The sequence below is a fragment of the Allobosea sp. 2KB_26 genome, assembly GCF_052115715.1.
Taxonomy (GTDB): Bacteria; Pseudomonadota; Alphaproteobacteria; order Rhizobiales; family Beijerinckiaceae; genus Allobosea.
Window position 1 is genome coordinate 195,380 of sequence record NZ_JBFRHE010000001.1, and the last position, 18,064, is coordinate 213,443.

At 63.7% G+C, this 18,064-nt stretch carries 17 protein-coding genes; 6 read left to right on the top strand and 11 right to left on the bottom strand.

Annotated features, from left to right (window positions below):
• Nucleotides 1-119 precede the first annotated feature (119 nt).
• The 3 genes from AB4099_RS00990 (at nt 120) to AB4099_RS01000 (ending at nt 2,831) form a co-directional block, all read left to right on the top strand.
• Nucleotides 120-899 (top strand): SDR family oxidoreductase, encoded by a 780-nt coding sequence (locus AB4099_RS00990; RefSeq protein WP_441476722.1) that lies wholly within the window; start codon nt 120-122, stop codon nt 897-899.
• Nucleotides 900-1,123: 224 nt separating this feature from the next.
• On the top strand, nt 1,124-2,047 hold the full coding sequence (locus AB4099_RS00995; RefSeq protein WP_113513582.1) for a DMT family transporter: 924 nt from the start codon (nt 1,124-1,126) through the stop codon (nt 2,045-2,047).
• Between the two features lie 163 nt (nt 2,048-2,210).
• Entirely contained in the window at nt 2,211-2,831 is a 621-nt protein-coding gene (locus tag AB4099_RS01000; RefSeq protein WP_043237595.1) for a helix-turn-helix domain-containing protein, read from the top strand.
• Nucleotides 2,832-2,970: 139 nt separating this feature from the next.
• Here AB4099_RS01000 and AB4099_RS01005 read toward each other — a convergent pair whose 3' ends face one another.
• From AB4099_RS01005 to lysM, 9 genes are all read right to left on the bottom strand, one after another.
• Nucleotides 2,971-3,900 (bottom strand): c-type cytochrome, encoded by a 930-nt coding sequence (locus AB4099_RS01005; RefSeq protein ID WP_113513584.1) that lies wholly within the window; start codon nt 3,898-3,900, stop codon nt 2,971-2,973.
• Between the two features lie 150 nt (nt 3,901-4,050).
• The gene (locus AB4099_RS01010; protein WP_441476723.1) at nt 4,051-4,485 is read right to left on the bottom strand and encodes a c-type cytochrome; all 435 of its coding nucleotides are present in this window, start codon (nt 4,483-4,485) and stop codon (nt 4,051-4,053) included.
• Nucleotides 4,486-4,764: 279 nt separating this feature from the next.
• Nucleotides 4,765-5,202, bottom strand: coding sequence for a c-type cytochrome (locus AB4099_RS01015; RefSeq protein ID WP_113513588.1), 438 nt, complete (start codon nt 5,200-5,202; stop codon nt 4,765-4,767).
• 131 nt (nt 5,203-5,333) lie between these two features.
• Nucleotides 5,334-7,643 (bottom strand): xanthine dehydrogenase family protein molybdopterin-binding subunit, encoded by a 2,310-nt coding sequence (locus tag AB4099_RS01020; RefSeq protein WP_113513590.1) that lies wholly within the window; start codon nt 7,641-7,643, stop codon nt 5,334-5,336.
• Nucleotides 7,644-7,766: 123 nt separating this feature from the next.
• Nucleotides 7,767-8,090 carry a rhodanese-like domain-containing protein gene (locus AB4099_RS01025; RefSeq protein WP_441476724.1) on the bottom strand — a complete coding sequence of 108 codons (324 nt, stop codon included), beginning with the start codon at nt 8,088-8,090 and terminating at the stop codon, nt 7,767-7,769.
• 10 nt (nt 8,091-8,100) lie between these two features.
• The gene (locus AB4099_RS01030) at nt 8,101-9,420 is read right to left on the bottom strand and encodes a TRAP transporter large permease (RefSeq protein ID WP_113513592.1); all 1,320 of its coding nucleotides are present in this window, start codon (nt 9,418-9,420) and stop codon (nt 8,101-8,103) included.
• On the bottom strand, nt 9,417-9,893 hold the full coding sequence (locus tag AB4099_RS01035; RefSeq protein WP_162768070.1) for a TRAP transporter small permease: 477 nt from the start codon (nt 9,891-9,893) through the stop codon (nt 9,417-9,419). Before AB4099_RS01035 ends, AB4099_RS01030 begins: the two co-directional genes overlap by 4 nt.
• A 36-nt stretch (nt 9,894-9,929) precedes the next feature.
• Nucleotides 9,930-10,982, bottom strand: coding sequence for a TRAP transporter substrate-binding protein (locus AB4099_RS01040; RefSeq protein ID WP_441476725.1), 1,053 nt, complete (start codon nt 10,980-10,982; stop codon nt 9,930-9,932).
• Between the two features lie 207 nt (nt 10,983-11,189).
• Nucleotides 11,190-11,630 carry a peptidoglycan-binding protein LysM gene (gene lysM, locus AB4099_RS01045; protein WP_113513598.1) on the bottom strand — a complete coding sequence of 147 codons (441 nt, stop codon included), beginning with the start codon at nt 11,628-11,630 and terminating at the stop codon, nt 11,190-11,192.
• Nucleotides 11,631-11,825: 195 nt separating this feature from the next.
• On the opposite strand from lysM, the gene AB4099_RS01050 reads away from it, so the two are divergent.
• Nucleotides 11,826-12,254 carry a GlcG/HbpS family heme-binding protein gene (locus tag AB4099_RS01050; protein WP_441476726.1) on the top strand — a complete coding sequence of 143 codons (429 nt, stop codon included), beginning with the start codon at nt 11,826-11,828 and terminating at the stop codon, nt 12,252-12,254.
• Nucleotides 12,255-12,380: 126 nt separating this feature from the next.
• The gene (locus AB4099_RS01055; protein WP_113514041.1) at nt 12,381-13,451 is read left to right on the top strand and encodes an NAD(P)/FAD-dependent oxidoreductase; all 1,071 of its coding nucleotides are present in this window, start codon (nt 12,381-12,383) and stop codon (nt 13,449-13,451) included.
• 199 nt (nt 13,452-13,650) lie between these two features.
• Here AB4099_RS01055 and AB4099_RS01060 read toward each other — a convergent pair whose 3' ends face one another.
• Entirely contained in the window at nt 13,651-16,107 is a 2,457-nt protein-coding gene (locus AB4099_RS01060; RefSeq protein ID WP_441476727.1) for a hypothetical protein, read from the bottom strand.
• A 167-nt stretch (nt 16,108-16,274) separates the two neighbouring features.
• A complete protein-coding gene (locus tag AB4099_RS01065; RefSeq protein ID WP_441476728.1) occupies nt 16,275-17,510 on the bottom strand; it encodes a urate hydroxylase PuuD in 1,236 nt (411 codons plus the stop codon).
• Nucleotides 17,511-17,682: 172 nt separating this feature from the next.
• Here AB4099_RS01065 and uraH point away from each other — a divergent pair, with 172 nt between their 5' ends.
• Nucleotides 17,683-18,039, top strand: coding sequence for a hydroxyisourate hydrolase (gene uraH / locus AB4099_RS01070; protein WP_113513606.1), 357 nt, complete (start codon nt 17,683-17,685; stop codon nt 18,037-18,039).
• Nucleotides 18,040-18,064 lie beyond the last annotated feature (25 nt).

Sequence of the window (18,064 nt, forward strand, 5' to 3'; positions counted from 1 at the left end):
CAGCCCATCTTGTTGCATTGCTTGCGGCGTGTGTCTGATTTGCATTGCGCTTTGATGACGCAGACCGCAATCCATGGTTCTGCTCGGCTGGGCATCAGCAAAAGCTCCGGAGAAACGCGATGGATTTGGGTATTGCCGGCCGTACGGCCATCATTTGCGCCTCGAGCAAGGGACTCGGCCGGGGCTGCGCCGAGGCTCTCGCCGAAGCCGGTTGCACCGTGGTCATCAATGGCCGCGACGCCACCACGCTGGAGGCCACGGCGAGCCAGATCCGGGCGAAATATGGAGCGACCGTGATCGCCGTCGTTGCCGATGTCTCGACCCGCGCTGGCCAGGACGCGTTGCTCGCCGCGGCACCGGAGCCGGATATCCTGGTCAACAACAATGGCGGCCCGCCGCCGAAGCCATTCCGCGAGATCTCGCGCGAAGCACTTCTCGAAGGCGTCATCCAGAACATGGCGACACCGGTTGAACTGATGCAGCGTGTCGTCGACGGCATGATTGCGCGCGGCTTCGGCCGCATCGTCAACATCACCTCGATGAGCGTGCTGACGCCCTTGACGGGGCTCGATGTCTCGTCGGGAGCACGCGCCGGTCTGACCGCCTTCTTCTCCGGCGTGGCCCGCGAGGTCGCCTATGCCAACGTCACCATCAACAACATCCTGCCCGGCATGTTCGATACTGATCGGTTGAAGGGCTCGACCACCAAGATGGCGGCGATCAAGGGGATCACGCCCGAGGAAATGACGAGGGGGCGCATGGCCGAGATTCCGGCGAGGCGCTTTGGCAATGCAGAGGAGTTCGGCAAGGCCTGCGCCTTCCTGGCAAGCGCCCATGCCGGCTACATCACCGGTCAGAACCTCTTGATGGACGGCGGCGTGTTCAAGGGCACGTTCTGAGACGCGGGCCAGGCCACCATCAGCCCCGGGGAGCGTTACTCTCCGGGGATTCATTGTTGGTCCCTGCCGCGCAAGAGCGGGATGCTGCGCCCTTTGACGGCACGCATGCGTCACCACGGGCATCAGGGTTGCATGCATTGCGCTTGGACCCGACGCGCGAACGTGATCTAGAGGGACCAAGTCTTTTATAAGACTCTCTCCCCCGACACGTACGCGCAGCACCGTTGTCTCCTCTCCTCGGCATCACGCTCAAGCTGATCTCGGCTTTGTCCTTCACCCTGATGTCAGCTGGCATCAAGGCGATTGCGGCGCGCTATCCGACAGGGGAACTCGTTTTCGTCCGGTCCTTCTTCGCGCTGATCCCGCTGCTGCTCTGGCTGGGCTGGCGCGGCGAAATTCCCGCTGCCCTGAAGACCAAGAACCTGCGCGGCCATTTCAAGCGCGGAGTGATCGGCTCGACCGGCATGTTCTGCGGCTTCGTAGCCTTGAGCTTTCTGCCCCTCCCGGACGCGGTCGCGCTCGGCTATGCCGCTCCGCTCGCAGTCGTCGTACTTGCCGCTCTGGTACTGAAAGAGCGTGTTCGGATCTATCGCTGGAGCGCGGTGACCATCGGCTTCATTGGCGTGCTGATCATGCTGTCCCCGCATCTCGGCAGTTTCCAGGTCGCCGGCGACAATGCACCGGCCATCGGCGCGGCTTTCGGCCTCGCCGGCGCCTGCTGCTCGGCCTTTGCCTCGATCGAGGTGCGGCAGCTGACCATGACCGAGCGCACTGGCGCGATCGTCTTCTATTTCACGCTGATGACGACGACACTCGGCCTCTTCACGATCCTGCTCGGCTGGCGCATGCCCGATCTTCAGGATGCCGCGCTCATGGTCGCGATCGGCATCCTCGGCGGCCTTGGCCAGATCTTCCTGGTCCAGGCCTATCGCTATGGCGACGCCTCGCTGATCGCGCCGTTCGAATATTCGACCATGCTCTGGGCGGTCGCGATCGGCTGGTTCGTCTTCGGCGACTGGCCGGCTTCGGCTGTGCTCGTCGGCGCAGCCATCGTCATCGCGTCCGGCATCTATGTGATCCTGCGCGAGAAGCAGCTCGGCCTCCTCAAGCGGGAGACGCGCGAGGTCGGCCCGACGCGGGCGACCTGAGAACTCGCGCAAAATCATGTGAAGAGGCCCTGGACGAAGTCCCTTCTCGGCTGTCGCCCGCCCCTCCTCGGCTTGCTCCTTCCAACTGGAACAGGCATTGTCCGGTTAGACAAACGTTTGTTCGCTTCCGCAAACGAACAGCATTCGTGTGACAGGTATCAGGATGGGTATCGAGACCAAGGAACGTGGCGGGCGCGAGCTCGAATCCGGGGCCCAGGTCATCTCGGGTCAGCTCGGTAAGACGATCCAGCGCCTGCGCAAGGCTTATAATCTCTCGCTTTCCGAACTCGCGGAGCAATCGGGCGTTGCCAAGTCGATCATCAGCCAGATCGAGCGCAACGAAACCAACCCGACACTGGCGACGATCTGGCGTCTCTCGCAGGCCCTCGACATTTCGATCGAGCGTGTACTGTCGAGCGGCGAAGAGGAAGCCTTCATCGACAAGACCACCCGTGCCGACACGCCGATCCTGGTCTCAGAGGACGGCAAGCTCAGGCTTGCCATCATCGGCTGGATCAAGACCGTCGAGTGGCTGCAATGGTACGATGTGCAGGCCGAACCCGGCGGCGAACTGGACTCCGAAGGTCATCAGCGCGGCTCGATCGAATCGCTCTCCGTGACCTCCGGCGAGTTCGAGGTCGAAGTCGGGGACGTGATCCAGCGCGCCAAGGCTGGCGAGACGCTGCGTTATCGCTGTGACCGCCGCCATATCGTCCGCTGCGTCGGCGACCAGCCAGGTTCCGCCCTGATGGTCTGCATCCTCAAGGCAGCGGTGATGGAATAGGCGCCAAAGCGTCAGCCCGAGAGGTGCATTGCGGTTTTTCGGAAAAGCCGCTGCGAATGCAGAAGGTTAGATCATCCCGGGCGCCCAAAGGCAGACCGGAATGACATTGCGGACCTAATCGGCAATTCGGCTGCGCGGCCTATTCGGCCTTCTTGGGCCGTGGTGGGCCGGCGACCGCCGGCAGCGACTTGATGAACTCCGCCATCGCCATCCGATCGGCATCTGACAGCTGCGCAATGTTGCGCACCACCGGCGCCATGCTGCCGCCGACGCTGTCGAAGCTCGGCGTGAAGCCGGTCTTGAGCATTTCGGCGATCTCCGACTTCGACCAGTTCGCCAGTCCGTCGGCATGCTGAGTGATGTTCGGCACGAAACCCTTGCCCTCCGGGTCGGGGCCTCCGGCAAAGCGCGTCGACGGAATGATCGCGCCCAGCGCATTGCGGTTGGAATGGCATTCGGCGCAATGGCCCGGTCCCTGCACCAGATAGGCGCCCCGGTTCCATTCCTCGCTCTTCGTCGGGTCCGGCCGGAACGGCGTGCCATCGAAGAACAGCAGCTTCCAGCCGCCGACAGCGCGGCGGATATTGAAGGGGAAAGGCAGATCGTGCCCTGGTGCACGTCCTTCGACCGAAGGCAGGGTGCGAATATAGGCGAAGAGATCGGCCAGGGCTTTGGGTGGCATCAGCCGGTAGGAAGTATAGGGAAACGCCGGATAATAATGTTGTCCGGATGGCGAGACGCCGGTCGCCATCGCATCGACGAAATCCTTCACTCCCCAGTTGCCGATCCCGTCCCGCGTATGCGGTGAGATGTTGGGTGCGTGAAACGTGCCGAAGGGCGAGGGCAACGCAAGCCCACCGCCAAGCCGGAGCTTGTCATCCTGGCCGGGCGTTGCATGGCATGAAGAGCAGCCCCCCGCCGCAAAGAGCAGCTTGCCATTCTCGACATCCGGCGGCGGCAAGGTACCGATCTCGGGCGCCGGCGAAACGACGCGGGGATCGGTGAAAACATAGAAGCCGGCTAGTCCCAACAGGATGAAAATGCCGAGCGTGAGGAATAGGCGGCGCATCAAGCGTTTCCCGGTTTTGCTGGTACCTCAACGCTCCGAAGACTTCAAAAGTTCGAAGCGCAGGCCTGACAGGAATGGGCGGGCTCATGGAGGAGCCCGCCCATCAACCCATGTTCGAGCGCGCCGCGCAACCGCGCGGCGCTGCTGAACTTACTTCTTGATGCGATAGACCTCGTGGCAGGAGCCACAATTCTTGGTCGCAGCGCCAAAGGCAGAGCGGAAACTGTCGAGGTCCTTGGCGGCGGCACCACCGGCCACGGCTTCGGTTTCGAACTTGGCGAGAGCGGTCTTGAAGCCCCCCTGATCCTCCCAGATCTTTGGCCCCGCCGTGGTCTCGCCGCCCGACTTGGCCGTTTCCGGGTACAGGGCCGGCAGCCTCTTGGCTGCATCAGCGTAAACCTTGAAGATCGTCTGAACCTTGGCGGAATCGAAAGCTGCCTCGCCCTTGGCGATGGCCGCGCCCTCGCGCGTTGCCGCGCCAACGGCCTTCATCGCATCGCGGCGCTGGGCGATAGGGTCAGACTGCGCGACGACGGCCGAAAGGCCGAGAATGAGGCCAGCAGCAACGACTACGGTACGGATCATGCGGGACTATCCTTTTCGGGGAGATGCGGTGCCGGACAGGCTCCGCTTAGAACTCCTCCAGATCAGCCTATCCGCATGACAGCGCCAAGTCGCATTTTCGTGAACGCACCGGAATTTGCTCCAATCAATCCCGCGCCAATGCGGACAGGTTGCCCACAACCTTGCGGCAGTTTGGAATGGCCGGCGTGCAGGGCAAATACTAAAGGGCGGACTCCAGTATGGAGACCGCCCTTAACCCAAGTCTGATCGCGCGCCGCGGCAGGCGCAGCGCCAAGAAATCTATTTCTTGATCCGATAGACCTCGTGACAGCTTCCACAGTTCTTGGTCACGTTTCCAAAAGCAGAACGGAAGCTGTCGAGGTCCTTGGTGGCACTCGCCGCGGCCACTGTGGCCTCCGTCTCCAGCTTGGCAAACCCAGCCTTGAAGCCGGCTGGATCCTCCCAGATTTTGGGCCCGGCCGTGCTCTCGCCGCCCGTCTTGGCAGTATCAGGGAAAAGGCCGGGCATCTTCTGAGCCGCGGCAGCGTAGACCTTGAAGATGGTCTCGCTCTTGCTCGCGTCAAAGGCGGCCTCGCCCTTGGCCATGGCCGCGCCATCGCGCGTGGCGGCGCCCACTCCCTTCATTGTATTGCGACGCTCGGCAATCGGATCCGATTGGGCAATCACGGTCGAGAGCGTCACAACTAGGCCGGCGGCGACGAGTACGGTACGTATCATGCGTAAGCCTCCTCCCGGAAAGCGCGGCGTCGAGCGCGCCGCTTAGAAGCCTTTCAGATCAGCCGATCCGCATCACGACGCCAAGTCGCATTTCCGTGAACACATCGGAGTTAGAGGCGCTTACGCCTGGATCACTGCTGATAGCCTGCAACTTTCAACGCCCCGAACACCTTCTTCGGCGTCGCGGGCATATCGATCGCCCGGATACCGGCTGCGCGGTCGAGCGCGTCCACCATCGCATTCATCACCGCCGGACAGGCCCCGATCGCACCGGCCTCTCCGGCCCCCTTCACGCCGAGCGCATTGGTGACACAGCGGACATTGCGGGTCTCGAAATGGAAATTTGGAACGTCGACCGCGCGCGGCAGGGCGTAATCCATGAACGTCGCCGTCAGCATCTGGCCGGAGCTATCGAAGCGAATTTCCTCCATCAGGGCCTGGCCAATCCCCTGGGCGGCACCACCATGGACCTGGCCCTCGAGCATTAGCGGGTTCAGCGTCACGCCAAAATCGTCGACCACGACATAGTTGGCGATCTCGGTCGCGCCTGTGCCGGGATCAACCTCCAGCTCGCAGATATGCGTGCCATTCGGATAGGTCGCTTCCGGCGGCGTCCAGCTCTGATGGACCCTGAGCTTGTCAGCCGTTGCTCCAGGCAGAGCGGCAATGGCCTTGAGGTCGAGCGCCTTGTCGGTGCCGACGATCCGCACCGCGCCATCGACGATTTCCAGATCGCCGATACCGGCCTCGAGTTTTTCGGACGCAAGCTGCTTCAGGTTCTCAGTCAGGATCGAAGACGCCTTATCGAGCGCAGCGCCTCCCACGGGAATCGAGCGCGAGCCGCCGGTGCCGGAGCCGGTCTCGACCCGGTCGGTATCGCCCTGGACAACGCGGATGCGGTCCATCGGGATATCCAGATGCTGCGCGACGAGCTGCGAATACGCCGTCTCGTGCCCCTGCCCGTTCGACTGGGTGCCGATCAGCACGGTCACCGTGCCGTCCTTCTCAAGGATGACGGTCGAACTCTCCGGACCGCCGCCGCCGCAGGCCTCGATATAGCAGGCCATGCCGATGCCGCGAATCTTGCCGGCCTTGGTCGAGGCCTTGAGGCGCGCCTTGAAGCCCTTCCAGTCGGCGACATCCATGGCGCGGCGCATATGCCCCTCGAACTCGCCGGAATCATAGACCGGCCCGGTCTGGGTCGAATGCGGCATCTCCGCTGGCTTGACGAAATTCTGCGCCCTGACGGCGTCCGGCGTCTTGCCGGTTTCGCGCGCGATGGCATCGACCAGCCGCTCGATCAGGTAGGCGGCCTCCGGACGCCCGGCTCCGCGATAGGCATCGACCGGGGTGGTGTTGGTGAAAACCCCACGAAAGCGCACATGCACGGCCGGAATATTGTAGCAGCCCGGCGTCATCGTCGTGCCGACCCAGGGGATGAAAGGTCCGTACTGCGAGAGATAGGCGCCCATTTCCGCGGCGAGATCGACCTTGAGGCCGATGAACCGGCCCTTCTTGTCGAGCGCCATCGTAGCCGTGGTCAGATTGGCGCGACCATGGGTGTCGGCAAGGAAATGCTCGGTTCGGTCCGCGACCCAGCGCACCGGGCGTTTCAGCTTCTCGGCCGCCACCATGGTCAGCGGGTATTCGCGATACATGAAGATCTTGGTGCCGAAGCCGCCGCCGACATCGGGCGTGATGACGCGGATGCGCGAGGGATCGACCTTCAGGATGTAGCCGGCGAGGATATCGCGCGTGCCGTGGCTGCCCTGGCTGCCGAGCGTCAGCGTCCAGCGTTTCGAATCCTTGTCGTATTCGGCGATGCAGGCGCGCGTCTCCATGTAGTTGGAGGCGAGACGGTTGTTGACGATCGTGACGGAAACGATGCGATCGGCCTTGGCGAAGGCCTTCTCGGTCTTCTCGGAATTGCCCTGCTCGGCCTCGAAAGCAACATTGCCCTCACGCCCCGGCCAGACCTGCGGTGCCTTGGGAGCGAGCGCTTCGGCGATACCGGTGATCGAAGGCAGGACCTCCCAGGCGATGTCGATCGCCTCGGCCGCGTCGCGGGCCTGGCTCAGGGTCTCGGCAACGATGAAGGCGACCGCCTCGCCGACATGACGCACCGTATCGGTCGGCAAGATCGGCACCGGATTCGGCTCCACCGATTGGCCCGTAACCGTCGTGATCAAGCCCTTGCACGGAATGTCGCCGAGATGCGCCACGTCCTCGCCGGTCAGGACCAGCTTCACGCCCTTCATCTTGCGGGCGGCATCCTTGTCGCGGATCGTGAACTTCGCATGAGCGTATTGCGAGCGTAGCACGAAGGCATGCAGCGCTCCCTCGACGGCGATATCGTCGGTATAGCGCCCCATCCCGGTGGTCAGGCGGTGATCCTCGACCCGGCGAATGGGCTGGCCGACTCCGAACTTCATGGGGCGCATGGGCTTACATCCTTGAAAGTACGAAAATCTCGAAACCGTCGCTTAGGAAACTGGAGCAGGATCAGCGTCGCGTCAGCCCCCCGGAGGCAGAAAGCTGCGATGCATCACACGCAAGGCCCGGTCCTATTGCTCGACGGGCTCGCCGCGCATCGCCCAGTCCTTGAAGCCACCACGATAATGGCTGTCGATATCGAGCCCGGCCGACTGCGCGAATTCCAGAGCCCGCAGCGAGCGCACGCCGGCCGCGCAGGAGAACACGACGCGCTTTCCAGGCGGATTGGGCAGGTCGGCAGGGTCGAACTGGGACAGCGGCCGCGAGACCGAGCCGGGAATATGCCCCGCGGCGAATTCGTGCGGCTCGCGCACATCCACGATCAGAATGGAATCAGCCGCGAGGCCGGCTTTGATGTCCTCGATATCGAGATCGTTCACGGTCACTGCTGCCATCCAGTCCAGGCTAATCCAGTAGCTTCACCAGATAGAGCGTGAGGGCTGGAAATGCCACCACGATGCCAAGCCGGATGATATCGGAGAGCACGAAGGGCAGCACCCCGCGATAGATCCGCGTGACCGGGACATCACGCGCCAGCGAAGCGACGACGAAGACATTGAGGCCGATCGGCGGGCAGGTCATCCCGATCCCGACTACGATCAGGACGAGGATGCCGAACCAGATCGCGATATCGTCGACAGGCATGCCGAAATCGAGTGCGGTCACGATCGGGAAGAACACCGGCAGCGTCAGCAGGATCATGGCAAGTTCGTCCATGACGCCGCCGAGCACGATGTAGAAGACGAGCAGACCAACCAGGACCGAATAGGGTTGCCAGCCCGATGCAGCGATCATCTCGGCCGCCGCGGTCGGCACCTGGGTCAGCGCCAGGAAGGCGTTGAAGATCTCGGCTCCGAGCAGGATCGCAAAGATCATCGCCGAGGTCTCGGCCGTCTGCAGGATCGCCTCGGCGATCGCCTTCAGGCCCAGCGTCCGCCGGAACACGCCGATCATCAACATGACAAAGGCCCCGACCGAGGCACCCTCGGTCGGTGTAAAGATCCCGCCGTAGATGCCACCGACCACGACCAGCGCGACCAGCATCGCCGGGATGACCCCGAGCAGTGGGCCGAGCCGGTTGCGCCAGACGATCCGCTCGTGCGCCGGACCGAGTGTCGCGTCGAGCCGGGTCATGATCGCGATGGTGATGCAATACATCGCAGCCGCCATCAGGCCCGGGATCAAGGCCGCCTTGAACAGCTTGGCGATGTTCTGCTCGGTCGAAATCGCATAGACGACCAGGATCACCGAGGGCGGGATCAGGATACCGAGCGTGCCGCCGACGGCGGTGACGCCGCAGGCGAAGCCGGGGTCGTAGCGGTAGTGCCGCAGTTGCGGCAGCGCTGCGCGCGCGAAGGTCGCCGTCGTCGCAACCGAGGACCCGCAGATTGCGCCGAAGCCCGTACAGGCCCCGATCATCGCCATCCCGAGCCCGCCACGGCGATGGCCGACGAAGGCCGACGCGGCCTTGAACAGGTCGGATGCCAGGCCCGAGCGCTCGGCGAAAGCCCCCATCAGCACGAAGAGGGGAATCACCGACAGCGTGTAGTTGGCGAAGATCTGATAGGGCGTCGTCTTGATGTAGTTGAGGAAGGGCTCCAGCCCGTTGAGCTGGATGTAACCGAGGCCACCGACCAGCATCATCGCCAGCCCGATCGGCAATCTGACGGCCATAAGAGCGAGAAGCGCGACGAAACCCGTGATGGCGAGGGTGAAGCCGCTCACGCGCGCGCCCTCGCCAGCCGGCTGGCGCTGACGAACGAGGTCAGAGAAACCAGTGCGGCCAGCACGGCGCAAATGGCGATTGGAAGATAGCTCGGCACCTGCAGCACCATCGTATTCTCACCGCTCGCGAAGGCCGCCAGTGCGCCGGCAGCGAGCCGCCAGGCGATCAGCGCCATGACCAGGCCATAGACGATATCCCAAAGCGCATCGATTGCCCTTTGCCAGCGCAAGGGCAGCTTCAGCGTGAAGGTGTCGACGAAGATGTTGCCGCGCCGAAGCTGGCAATAGGGCAGAAAGCAGAAGGCGGCGACCGCCGTCGCCATCTGCACCAACTCGAAATCACCCGGGACGCCAGCCGCGCCGATCAGGTCGCTGCGCAAGGTCACGCTGACGACCACCATGGTCGCCAGCGCAATTAGCAGAACGCCACCCGCGATGGCGATCCCACGCACCAGAGCATCGAAGCCCGGCATCGTTGCCTCCCGGCCTCTGACCGCCATGATGCGCCGTCAGGCCGCCTTCTCGTGCTTGGCGAGCGCCGCCCTGGCGCTCTCCAGCAGCTTCGCCCCGTCGAGCCCCTTGTCCTTGGCGGCCTTGACCCAGCCGTCGATCACCGGTTCGGTCGTCTTGCGCCAGCGCGCGGCCTCGGCTTCGTCGAGCGTGGTGATGGTATTGCCGCGCTTGCGAACCATCTCGGAGACCACGACCGCCTGCTCGTCCCAGACCCTGCCGGCCATGGCAGCCGCAACAGCGCCGGAGTTCTTGTCGAGAACCGCCTTCAGTTCAGGCGCAAGCGAATCGTATTTCGCGCGGTTCATCGCCAGGATGAAGGTCGCGACATAGAAGGTCGGCGAGCCCGGAATCTCGGTGTGATACTTCACCAGCTCCTGGACCTTGATCGACGGCACGACCTCCCAGGGCACGACGCAGCCATCGATGACGCGCTGCGCCAGCGATTCCGGCACCTGCGGAATCGGCATCCCGATCGCATTGGCGCCAAGCGTCCGCAGGGCTTCGCCGGCAAGGCGGGTCGGGAAGCGCAATTTCAGACCCTTCAGGTCCTCCATCGTCTTCACCTGCTTGTTGGCGTGGATCAGCCCGTGATCATGCGCCCAGAAACAGATGGGTTTGACGTCCTTGAACTCGTCCTTGAGGTTCTGCTCGGCGTAGTCCGTCAGAGCCAGCGAATTGACCAAGGCCCGCTTGTTCGAGACGAAGGGCAGCTCGAAGGCTTCGATGCCGGTGAAACGTCCCGGCGTATTGCCGGGCAGCGTCCAGACGATATCGGCAACGCCGTCACGGGCCTGGTCGAAGAGCTGCGGCGGCGTTCCGCCAAGCTGCATCGACGGGAAGATATCGATCTTGATGCGGCCATTCGATTCGGCCGCGACCTTGTCGGCCCATGGCTTCAGGAACTTGGAATGGCCATTGGCGACAGGCGGCAGGAAGTGATGCATCTTCAGCGTCACCTCCTGCGCATTGGCGCGAGTGACACGCATCACGGCCGGCGCGGCAACGGCCGTGCCGGCAAGCGTCAGGAATTTGCGGCGGTCAAAAGTCATTCATCCCCTCCCCAGAGGCCTGCTCAGGCACAGCATGACGGTCCATTCCCGTAAGGAATGCCTTGTCTGCCTTATTGGTATGACAGATGAGCGCCAAAGCGCGACTGACGCAAGTGCCGTCCGCCTGAAATTGAAGCGGTCACGGCGAGCCTCAAAACGGCATGCGGGTAACGCCGCATGCCGTTGATTGAAGGGGGTGGAAGCGGATCAGGCCTTGGGCGGAATACGCAGCACCCAACCGGGCAAGATCAGGTCGGGATTTTTCACCGGCGGCGTATTGGCCTTGACGATCTCGGTGTATTTCGCGCCCTGCCCCTTGCCATAGTGCTCCTCGGCGATCTTCCAGAGCGTATCCCCCTTCTTGACCGTGTAGAACACGGCAGCCGGGGCCTCCTTCGTCACCGCCAACTCGGACTCGACCTGCGCCACGCCTGTCGTGTTGCCCAGTGCAAGAATGATCTTCTCGGCCTCTTCGGTAGAGACCGCCTTGCCGGAGACCTTCACCTTGTCGCCGTCGATCTGGATATTGACGTCGGAGGGCAGCCCGTGCCCTGCCAATTCCTTCTGCAGAGCGTCGGGGGTCGCCGCCTGCGCCGAGCCACCGAAGATCTTCGCACCGGCTTCCTTGATGAAACTGAACAGACCCATAGCTTATCCTCCAGTGTCGGGGTTGGTATGAAGCCCGCTTGCCCCTGCAAGTTCAAGTTGAATTGCGTGATGCCGGCAAAGGGGGCGATATGCCGGCACGTTTCACCATGACATGGCAGATTGCGCGCTGCGGCAGCTTCCCTCCATGCCTGCGGGCTGGCAAGAAGCTCGCGTCCTCAATGGAAGGCTCTTCCCATGCTCACCTTGGCCCAGGCCCAGACCATCCTCGCCAGCACGCTTGCCCATGCCGAGAAATCCGGTTTCAAACCGCTCGCGATCGCCATCATCGATGCGCGAGGCGCGCAGAAGGCCTTCGCGGCACAGGACGGCACCAGTCTGAAACGCGGCGAGATCGCACTTGGCAAGGCGCATGGCTCCGTGGCGCTCGGCCTCGGCTCGCGCGCCCTGCACAAGATGGCGCTCGAGCGCCCCTATTTCATTGAAGCAGCAACCCATGCGGTCGGCGGATCGCTCGTGCCGGTCCCGGGCGGCGTGCTCATTCGCGATAGCGCCGGCGTGCTTCTCGGCGCGATCGGAATCTCAGGAGACACCTCGGACAATGACGAGGCCGCGGCCGTCGCCGGGATTTCCAGCATAGGCCTTGTTGCTGACACGGGCGCCTGAAACAGGAAATTCTTCTCTTTTCCGGCTGCCGCCCATGCTCGGGCGGGGGTTTTCATTGCATCGCAGCAGGATTTGCTGCATCGGCTCCCGCGCATGGCCGCAGGGAACATCCCGAGGGAATTCACGATGAGTGCCGATATTGCCAACGAGAACGTCGCCGAGAGCGAGGTCATCGAAACCGACGTCGTGATCGTCGGCGCGGGTCCGTGCGGCCTGTTCGCGGTGTTTGAACTCGGTCTGCTCGATATCCGCGCCCATCTCGTCGACATCCTGCCGAAGGTCGGCGGCCAATGTGCCGAGCTTTATCCGGAAAAGCCGATCTATGACATTCCCGGTTTTCCGATGGTCACGGGCCAGGGCCTGGTCGACAATCTGATCGAGCAGGTCAAACCCTTCGGCCCGACCTTCCATCTCAACCAGATGATCGAGTCGCTCGAGCCGACCGGCACGGCGGAGGCGCCCCGCTTTCGGGTGCGCACCGATGCCGGCACCGTCTTCAACACCAAGACGGTGCTCGTTGCCGCCGGGGGCGGATCGTTCCTGCCGAAGAAGCCGCCGATCCCGGGAATCGAGGCCTATGAAGGCAACAGCGTCTTCTACGCCGTCCGGAAGATGGAAGCCTTCCGCGACCGCGAGATTCTGATCGTCGGCGGCGGCGATTCCGCGCTCGACTGGACTCTGAACCTGCAGCCCCTCGCCAAGCGAGTGACACTGATGCACCGTCGCGACGATTTCCGCGCTGCGCCGCATTCGGTCGAGCAGATGCGGGCACTGGTCGCAGACGGCAAGATGGATCTGAGGATCGGTCAGGTCACCGGCCTGAAGGGCGACGGCACCACGCTGGAAGCCGCGATCTGCCGCGACAGTGCCAACGAGGCCTTCGAGGTCTCCTGCAATACCCTGCTGCCCTTCTTCGGGCTGACGATGAAGCTCGGCCCGATCGCGAGCTGGGGTCTGAACCTGCACGAGAACCTGATCCCGGTCGACACCGAGAAATTCGAGACCAATGTGCCTGGCATCTTCGCCATCGGCGACATCAACACCTACCCCGGCAAGCTCAAGCTGATCCTCTCAGGCTTCCATGAGGCAGCGCTCGCCGCCCAGAAGGTGCACCGGTATGTCTATCCGGAGAAGCGCTTGACCTTCCAGTACACCACCTCCTCGACCAGCCTGCAGAAGAAGCTCGGCGTCGCCTGAGGGCTAAACAAAGCGAAGCCCGCAAGGCTTCGCCTCGAACAATTTGGGGCCCGGCGATGCGTTCGTGTCGCCGGGCCTTTCTTCTTTGGGGGGCGATCTGACGCATCGGCCCAAAACTGGATTGCGGCTTTTCGGGAAAGCCGATGCAAACGCGGAAAGGGTAGTCCATCGGACCGGATACGAGATCCGGTCCGATGGACTAACGAACCAGGGTCGCAGTCTGCGGCGCTTGGCCGTGGTCGCGGCTTTCGAACCAGCCGCCATCTTCATAGAGACGCGGATTGGGCGTCGTGCCGGATCCCGCCGCGACGCGCGGCTCGGCAGCCGAAGGAGCCTCCTCCGGCACGATCGGTTCGACGCGATCGCGCAGCTCTGCAATGGCGCCCTCGACCGGCTTGAAACTGAAGCGCACGGTATGCGTCCCCGCCGGCACCTGCACGGCACGGAACAGCACATTCGCCCTCAGGATATCGACCTCCGCACCGTCGAGCTCCGCCCGCCACCATGGATGCCAGATGTCGTTGAGCAGAACGAAACCAGGCTTGTCCGTCGTGACCGTGATCTCGACTTCGGTGTTCTGATAGCGCGTCAACTTGGCCTCGGCTTGCGCCGAAATCGGTCCTTCCGGCACCGCATCCGGCGGTACGCTATCGAGCAGCACAACCTGCTGTGGATCGATGTCGGGCCACTGGCCCGCCGATTTCATGCCGTCGAAATCGGCGAGTTGCCAGCCGCCGACGAACATGGCGCGCGGCAGCGCCCGTGGGTTCTCGTAGATGTAGCCATCCCCCGTGAAGGCGATGAGCTTGAGATCATCCGACTTCAACGCGTGATCGACCTGACCGATCGGAATACGCGTCGCGATGTAGCGCAGGCCGAGGAGATCAGCGAGGCGGCAGCGATAGGAGGGGAAAAGCGGTGTGAACTTGCGCTGGTCCGGCGCGGCGATCGAGTCACGCGTGCCGACCGCGTCCGAGAAATCGGCCAGCCGCAACGGATTATAGCCGAGCGTATGGTCAAAGCCGTGAACCATCCCGACATTCGGCCATTCGAACCCCATGCCGAGCAGCTCGACGCGGTCGCGACGTGGCGACCCGGCCGGCTGGGCAACCAGTTGCTTGAGAATCTGGACGGTCTCGTTCTTCGTCTCCTGACGGAGCACGTCGTAGAGCTGCGGGGACAGCGCAGTCGAGTCGTTGGGGCCGTTATTAACGCCAAGGTCGGCCCCGACGGCGCCGGCGACCACGAGCACGCTGGCAAGCGGTGCCAGCGCTCCGCGCCAGCGCGTCAGCGCGACAAGCACCAGCGCAGCCCCCGCAAACCAGAAGGCCGCCGAAAGGCTCGGCCACCAGGCATCGGCAAGATGCCCCTCGCGCTTCGAGACGAACAAGGCCGCAGCGACGAGCCCAGCGACGACCACACCGGCAACACCGAGATCGCGATGCAGTGAACCGAGACGCTCCTCGCTCAGAAGGCGATGCAGCACGTAGCCTGCGAGCAGCGCACCAAGCGCACCGATCAGGAAGGTCGCATCGGCCGGGCGGCGGAAGACCTTCACGCCCGGCAAATACTCATAGGCCGCCTGAAACAGCGGTGTGTAGCGCCCGAGCGCGAACAGAACCATGAAGACGAAGAGCAGCGTCAGCGGGCGGATCGCCCTGTCCCAGAGCCAGCCGCGGCTCAAGCCCGGCGCGATCAGGAGCAACAGCGGCAGCGCGCCGACATAGACCTGCCCCATATTCTGCGACAGGAAGAGCTCCTTGGCATCCCAGGCCGGGCTGTAGGGGCCCCAGAAATCCACGGCCGGATCGCGCGCACCGAAGAGATCGGCCACGAAGGCCGTCAGCAGGGAGGCCGGGTGCAGCGAGCCACGGCCAGCTTCAATGAGGTCGACCTCGGGACGCGTCGTCGCCTCGGCGAAAAGCCAGGTCCAGATCAGCGGCAGCAGGATCGTCGCAAGGCCGGCGAGGCTCGCGACCGAAATCGGCGCCAGGCTCGCCCGGACAGCCGCCCAGCCGCCGGAAAACCAATGCGCGACGACCATGCCGATCAGCACATAGGCGCCAAGCAGCGCCACCTGATCGGGCTCCAGGACCATCAGGCCGGCAGCAAAGCCTGCCAGCGCGCCAGCGCGCAGCGACGCGCACTGAAGCATGCGGGCCGTCAGCCAGAAGGCGATCGCAAAGAACGCAAGGCTCGCGATCTGACCGACATGCTGCACCCGCCACGCGGCCGAGGCGCCAAAGGCGAAGACGAGCGCAGCAAGTAGACCGCCGGCAGGGTGCCAGCCGCGGTCGCGGAAGAACATCAGGAAGGCCAGCCCGCCAACGAGCAGGTGCGCCAGCACATAGGCATCGACCATCCGGAAGCTCGGCGAGGGCGTCAGCAGCGCAAGCAGGATGGCGGGCGAGAAGATCAGGGATTGCGGATCGGCAACCTGCGGCGAACCGCCGAAGACATTATGCGTCCAGAACGGCGACTGGCCGCTATGCAGAGCCTGGGCGAGAAACTGGATCTGGGCCTGGAAATGCGCCTTGGCATCGAAGGGAATCGTCACCGCCCCCGAAAGCCAGGGCCAGCACAGGATGCTCCACGCACAAACAAATCCCAGGGCCGCCAGCCAATAGCCGGCGACCTGCCCTTCAAACCGCTTCACCCGGACCCCCAAGGTCCCCCGGCACGGACGGTCCCGGTGTGGGAACCTTCTTCCAGCCCAGTCAGTATTGCTGACCTTGGCAAGGCGCACGTGAACCGAAACTGAATGGGTTCACATTTTCGTGCCCCGGTCGAAAACAGGCTGAACGCTTTGGAAAGTCCGGCGCTTCAGCGCTGCGCGGCGAGCCACGCTCCGAGCGTACGCCGCTCTGCCTCCGTCATGCCGGTCAGATTATTGGGCGGCATCGCATGGGTCATCACCGCCTGCGTCCGGATCGCGCGGGCCTGAACGGCGATCCGCTCCGGCTCATGCAGCCAGATCCCCTTGGGCGCGGTCTGAATACCGGGCCAGGATGGCTCCGGCGCGTGGCACATGGCACAGCGTCCCGTCACGATGTTCGCCACCTCGGCGGGCGGCAAGCTCATCCCCGCCAGAAGTACCGATCTGGCTGGCTCGATCGCCTTCAGGCCAAGCCGTTCGCGCCCGCCGGGTGACGATGCCATCGCCAGCCAGAAGGCGAGCCAGAGCGCAACCAGCGCAACGGCCCAGGTCCACCACGGCGATTTCGCGTGGTCGGCGTGGCGGACATTGTAGAAATGCCGGATCAGCGCGCCCGCGATGATGATCAGCGCCACCAGGGCCGGGATGATCGCCGAATTTGCATATGTGACGGGGTAGTGGTTCGACAGCATCAGGAACAGCACCGGCAGGGTGATGTAATTGTTGTGCGTCGAGCGTTGCTTGGCCTGCTTGCCGAGCCGCGGGTCGGGCTTCTCGCCTGCCGTCAGGGCGGCGATGACCTTCCGCTGGTTCGGCATGATGATGAAGAAGACATTGGCGGTCATGATCGTCGCCATCAACGCACCGGTATGGATCAGCGCGCCACGCCCTGAGAAGACCTGGCTGAAGGCGTAGGATGCGGCGATGACGTAGCCGAAGCCGAGCAGCCCGAGCACGACCTCGTTCCTGCCCAGCGGCGACTTGCAGAGCCAGTCATAGAACAGCCAGCCCAGGGCCAGCGCGGCGATGCCGATCGCGCCGGCAGCGAAGGGCGATAGCGCCATGACCGCCGGGTCGATCAGATAGAGCTCCGACTGAGCGTAATAGACCCAGACCAGCAGGAAGAAGCCCGAGATCCAGGTCCAGTAGCTCTGCCACTTATGCCAGGTCAGCTCTTCCGGCATGCGCGGCGGGGCGACCAGATATTTGCGCATCTCGTAGAAGCCGCCGCCATGCACCTGCCAGGCGCGCTCGCCCTCACCTACTGGGATGTCGGCCTCGGGCCGCAGGGACGCGTCGAGATGGATGAAGAAGAAGGATGCACCGATCCAGGCGATCGCCGTGATCACATGCAGCCAGCGCAGCAGCATGCCGCCCCATTCCAGCAGATAGGCGTCAAGCATGGGGAAGCCCCTCTAGCGCAGGGCGCGCAATTGATTGACAGGGCCGAATCCGGGATGGAACCTTCATGATGCGTCCAGACTAGGGTTGGCCTTTTTCTGAACGCAAGCTTCGCCACGAACAGCACACAGCATCAGCGGTTCGGCCGGCACGTTTTCAAGGGATTGAATTGGGATGGGACGTCTCTCGACGCATGTGCTCGACACGGTCAATGGCAGGCCGGCCGCAGGACTGACGCTCGCTCTCGATCGCCTGTCATCCGACGGCAAGCGCGAGCGCATCGTCGAGACCACGACCAATGCCGATGGACGCACCGACCAGCCCTTGCTCACCGGAGAGGCCGTCCAGCCCGGCACCTACGAACTCACCTTCGCGCTCGGCGCCTATTTTCGTTCGCTCGGCACCGCCATGCCCGAGCCGGCCTTCCTCGACATCGTGCCGATCCGCTTTGGCATCGCCGACGCGGACGGCCACTACCATGTCCCGCTCCTGGCCTCGCCCTGGAGCTATTCGACCTATCGCGGCAGTTGAGGCATCGGCCCGAAAAGCAGGTTGC

Coding starts and splice junctions, on each gene's coding strand:
- AB4099_RS00990 (WP_441476722.1), top strand. CDS start 120: ATGGATTTGGGTATTGCCGGCCGTACGGCCATCATTTGCGCCTCGAGC.
- AB4099_RS01000 (WP_043237595.1), top strand. CDS start 2,211: ATGGGTATCGAGACCAAGGAACGTGGCGGGCGCGAGCTCGAATCCGGG.
- AB4099_RS01005 (WP_113513584.1), bottom strand. CDS start 3,900: ATGCGCCGCCTATTCCTCACGCTCGGCATTTTCATCCTGTTGGGACTA.
- AB4099_RS01010 (WP_441476723.1), bottom strand. CDS start 4,485: ATGATCCGTACCGTAGTCGTTGCTGCTGGCCTCATTCTCGGCCTTTCG.
- AB4099_RS01015 (WP_113513588.1), bottom strand. CDS start 5,202: ATGATACGTACCGTACTCGTCGCCGCCGGCCTAGTTGTGACGCTCTCG.
- AB4099_RS01020 (WP_113513590.1), bottom strand. CDS start 7,643: ATGCGCCCCATGAAGTTCGGAGTCGGCCAGCCCATTCGCCGGGTCGAG.
- AB4099_RS01025 (WP_441476724.1), bottom strand. CDS start 8,090: ATGGCAGCAGTGACCGTGAACGATCTCGATATCGAGGACATCAAAGCC.
- AB4099_RS01035 (WP_162768070.1), bottom strand. CDS start 9,893: ATGCCGGGCTTCGATGCTCTGGTGCGTGGGATCGCCATCGCGGGTGGC.
- AB4099_RS01040 (WP_441476725.1), bottom strand. CDS start 10,982: ATGACTTTTGACCGCCGCAAATTCCTGACGCTTGCCGGCACGGCCGTT.
- lysM (WP_113513598.1), bottom strand. CDS start 11,630: ATGGGTCTGTTCAGTTTCATCAAGGAAGCCGGTGCGAAGATCTTCGGT.
- AB4099_RS01050 (WP_441476726.1), top strand. CDS start 11,826: ATGCTCACCTTGGCCCAGGCCCAGACCATCCTCGCCAGCACGCTTGCC.
- AB4099_RS01055 (WP_113514041.1), top strand. CDS start 12,381: ATGAGTGCCGATATTGCCAACGAGAACGTCGCCGAGAGCGAGGTCATC.
- AB4099_RS01065 (WP_441476728.1), bottom strand. CDS start 17,510: ATGCTTGACGCCTATCTGCTGGAATGGGGCGGCATGCTGCTGCGCTGG.
- uraH (WP_113513606.1), top strand. CDS start 17,683: ATGGGACGTCTCTCGACGCATGTGCTCGACACGGTCAATGGCAGGCCG.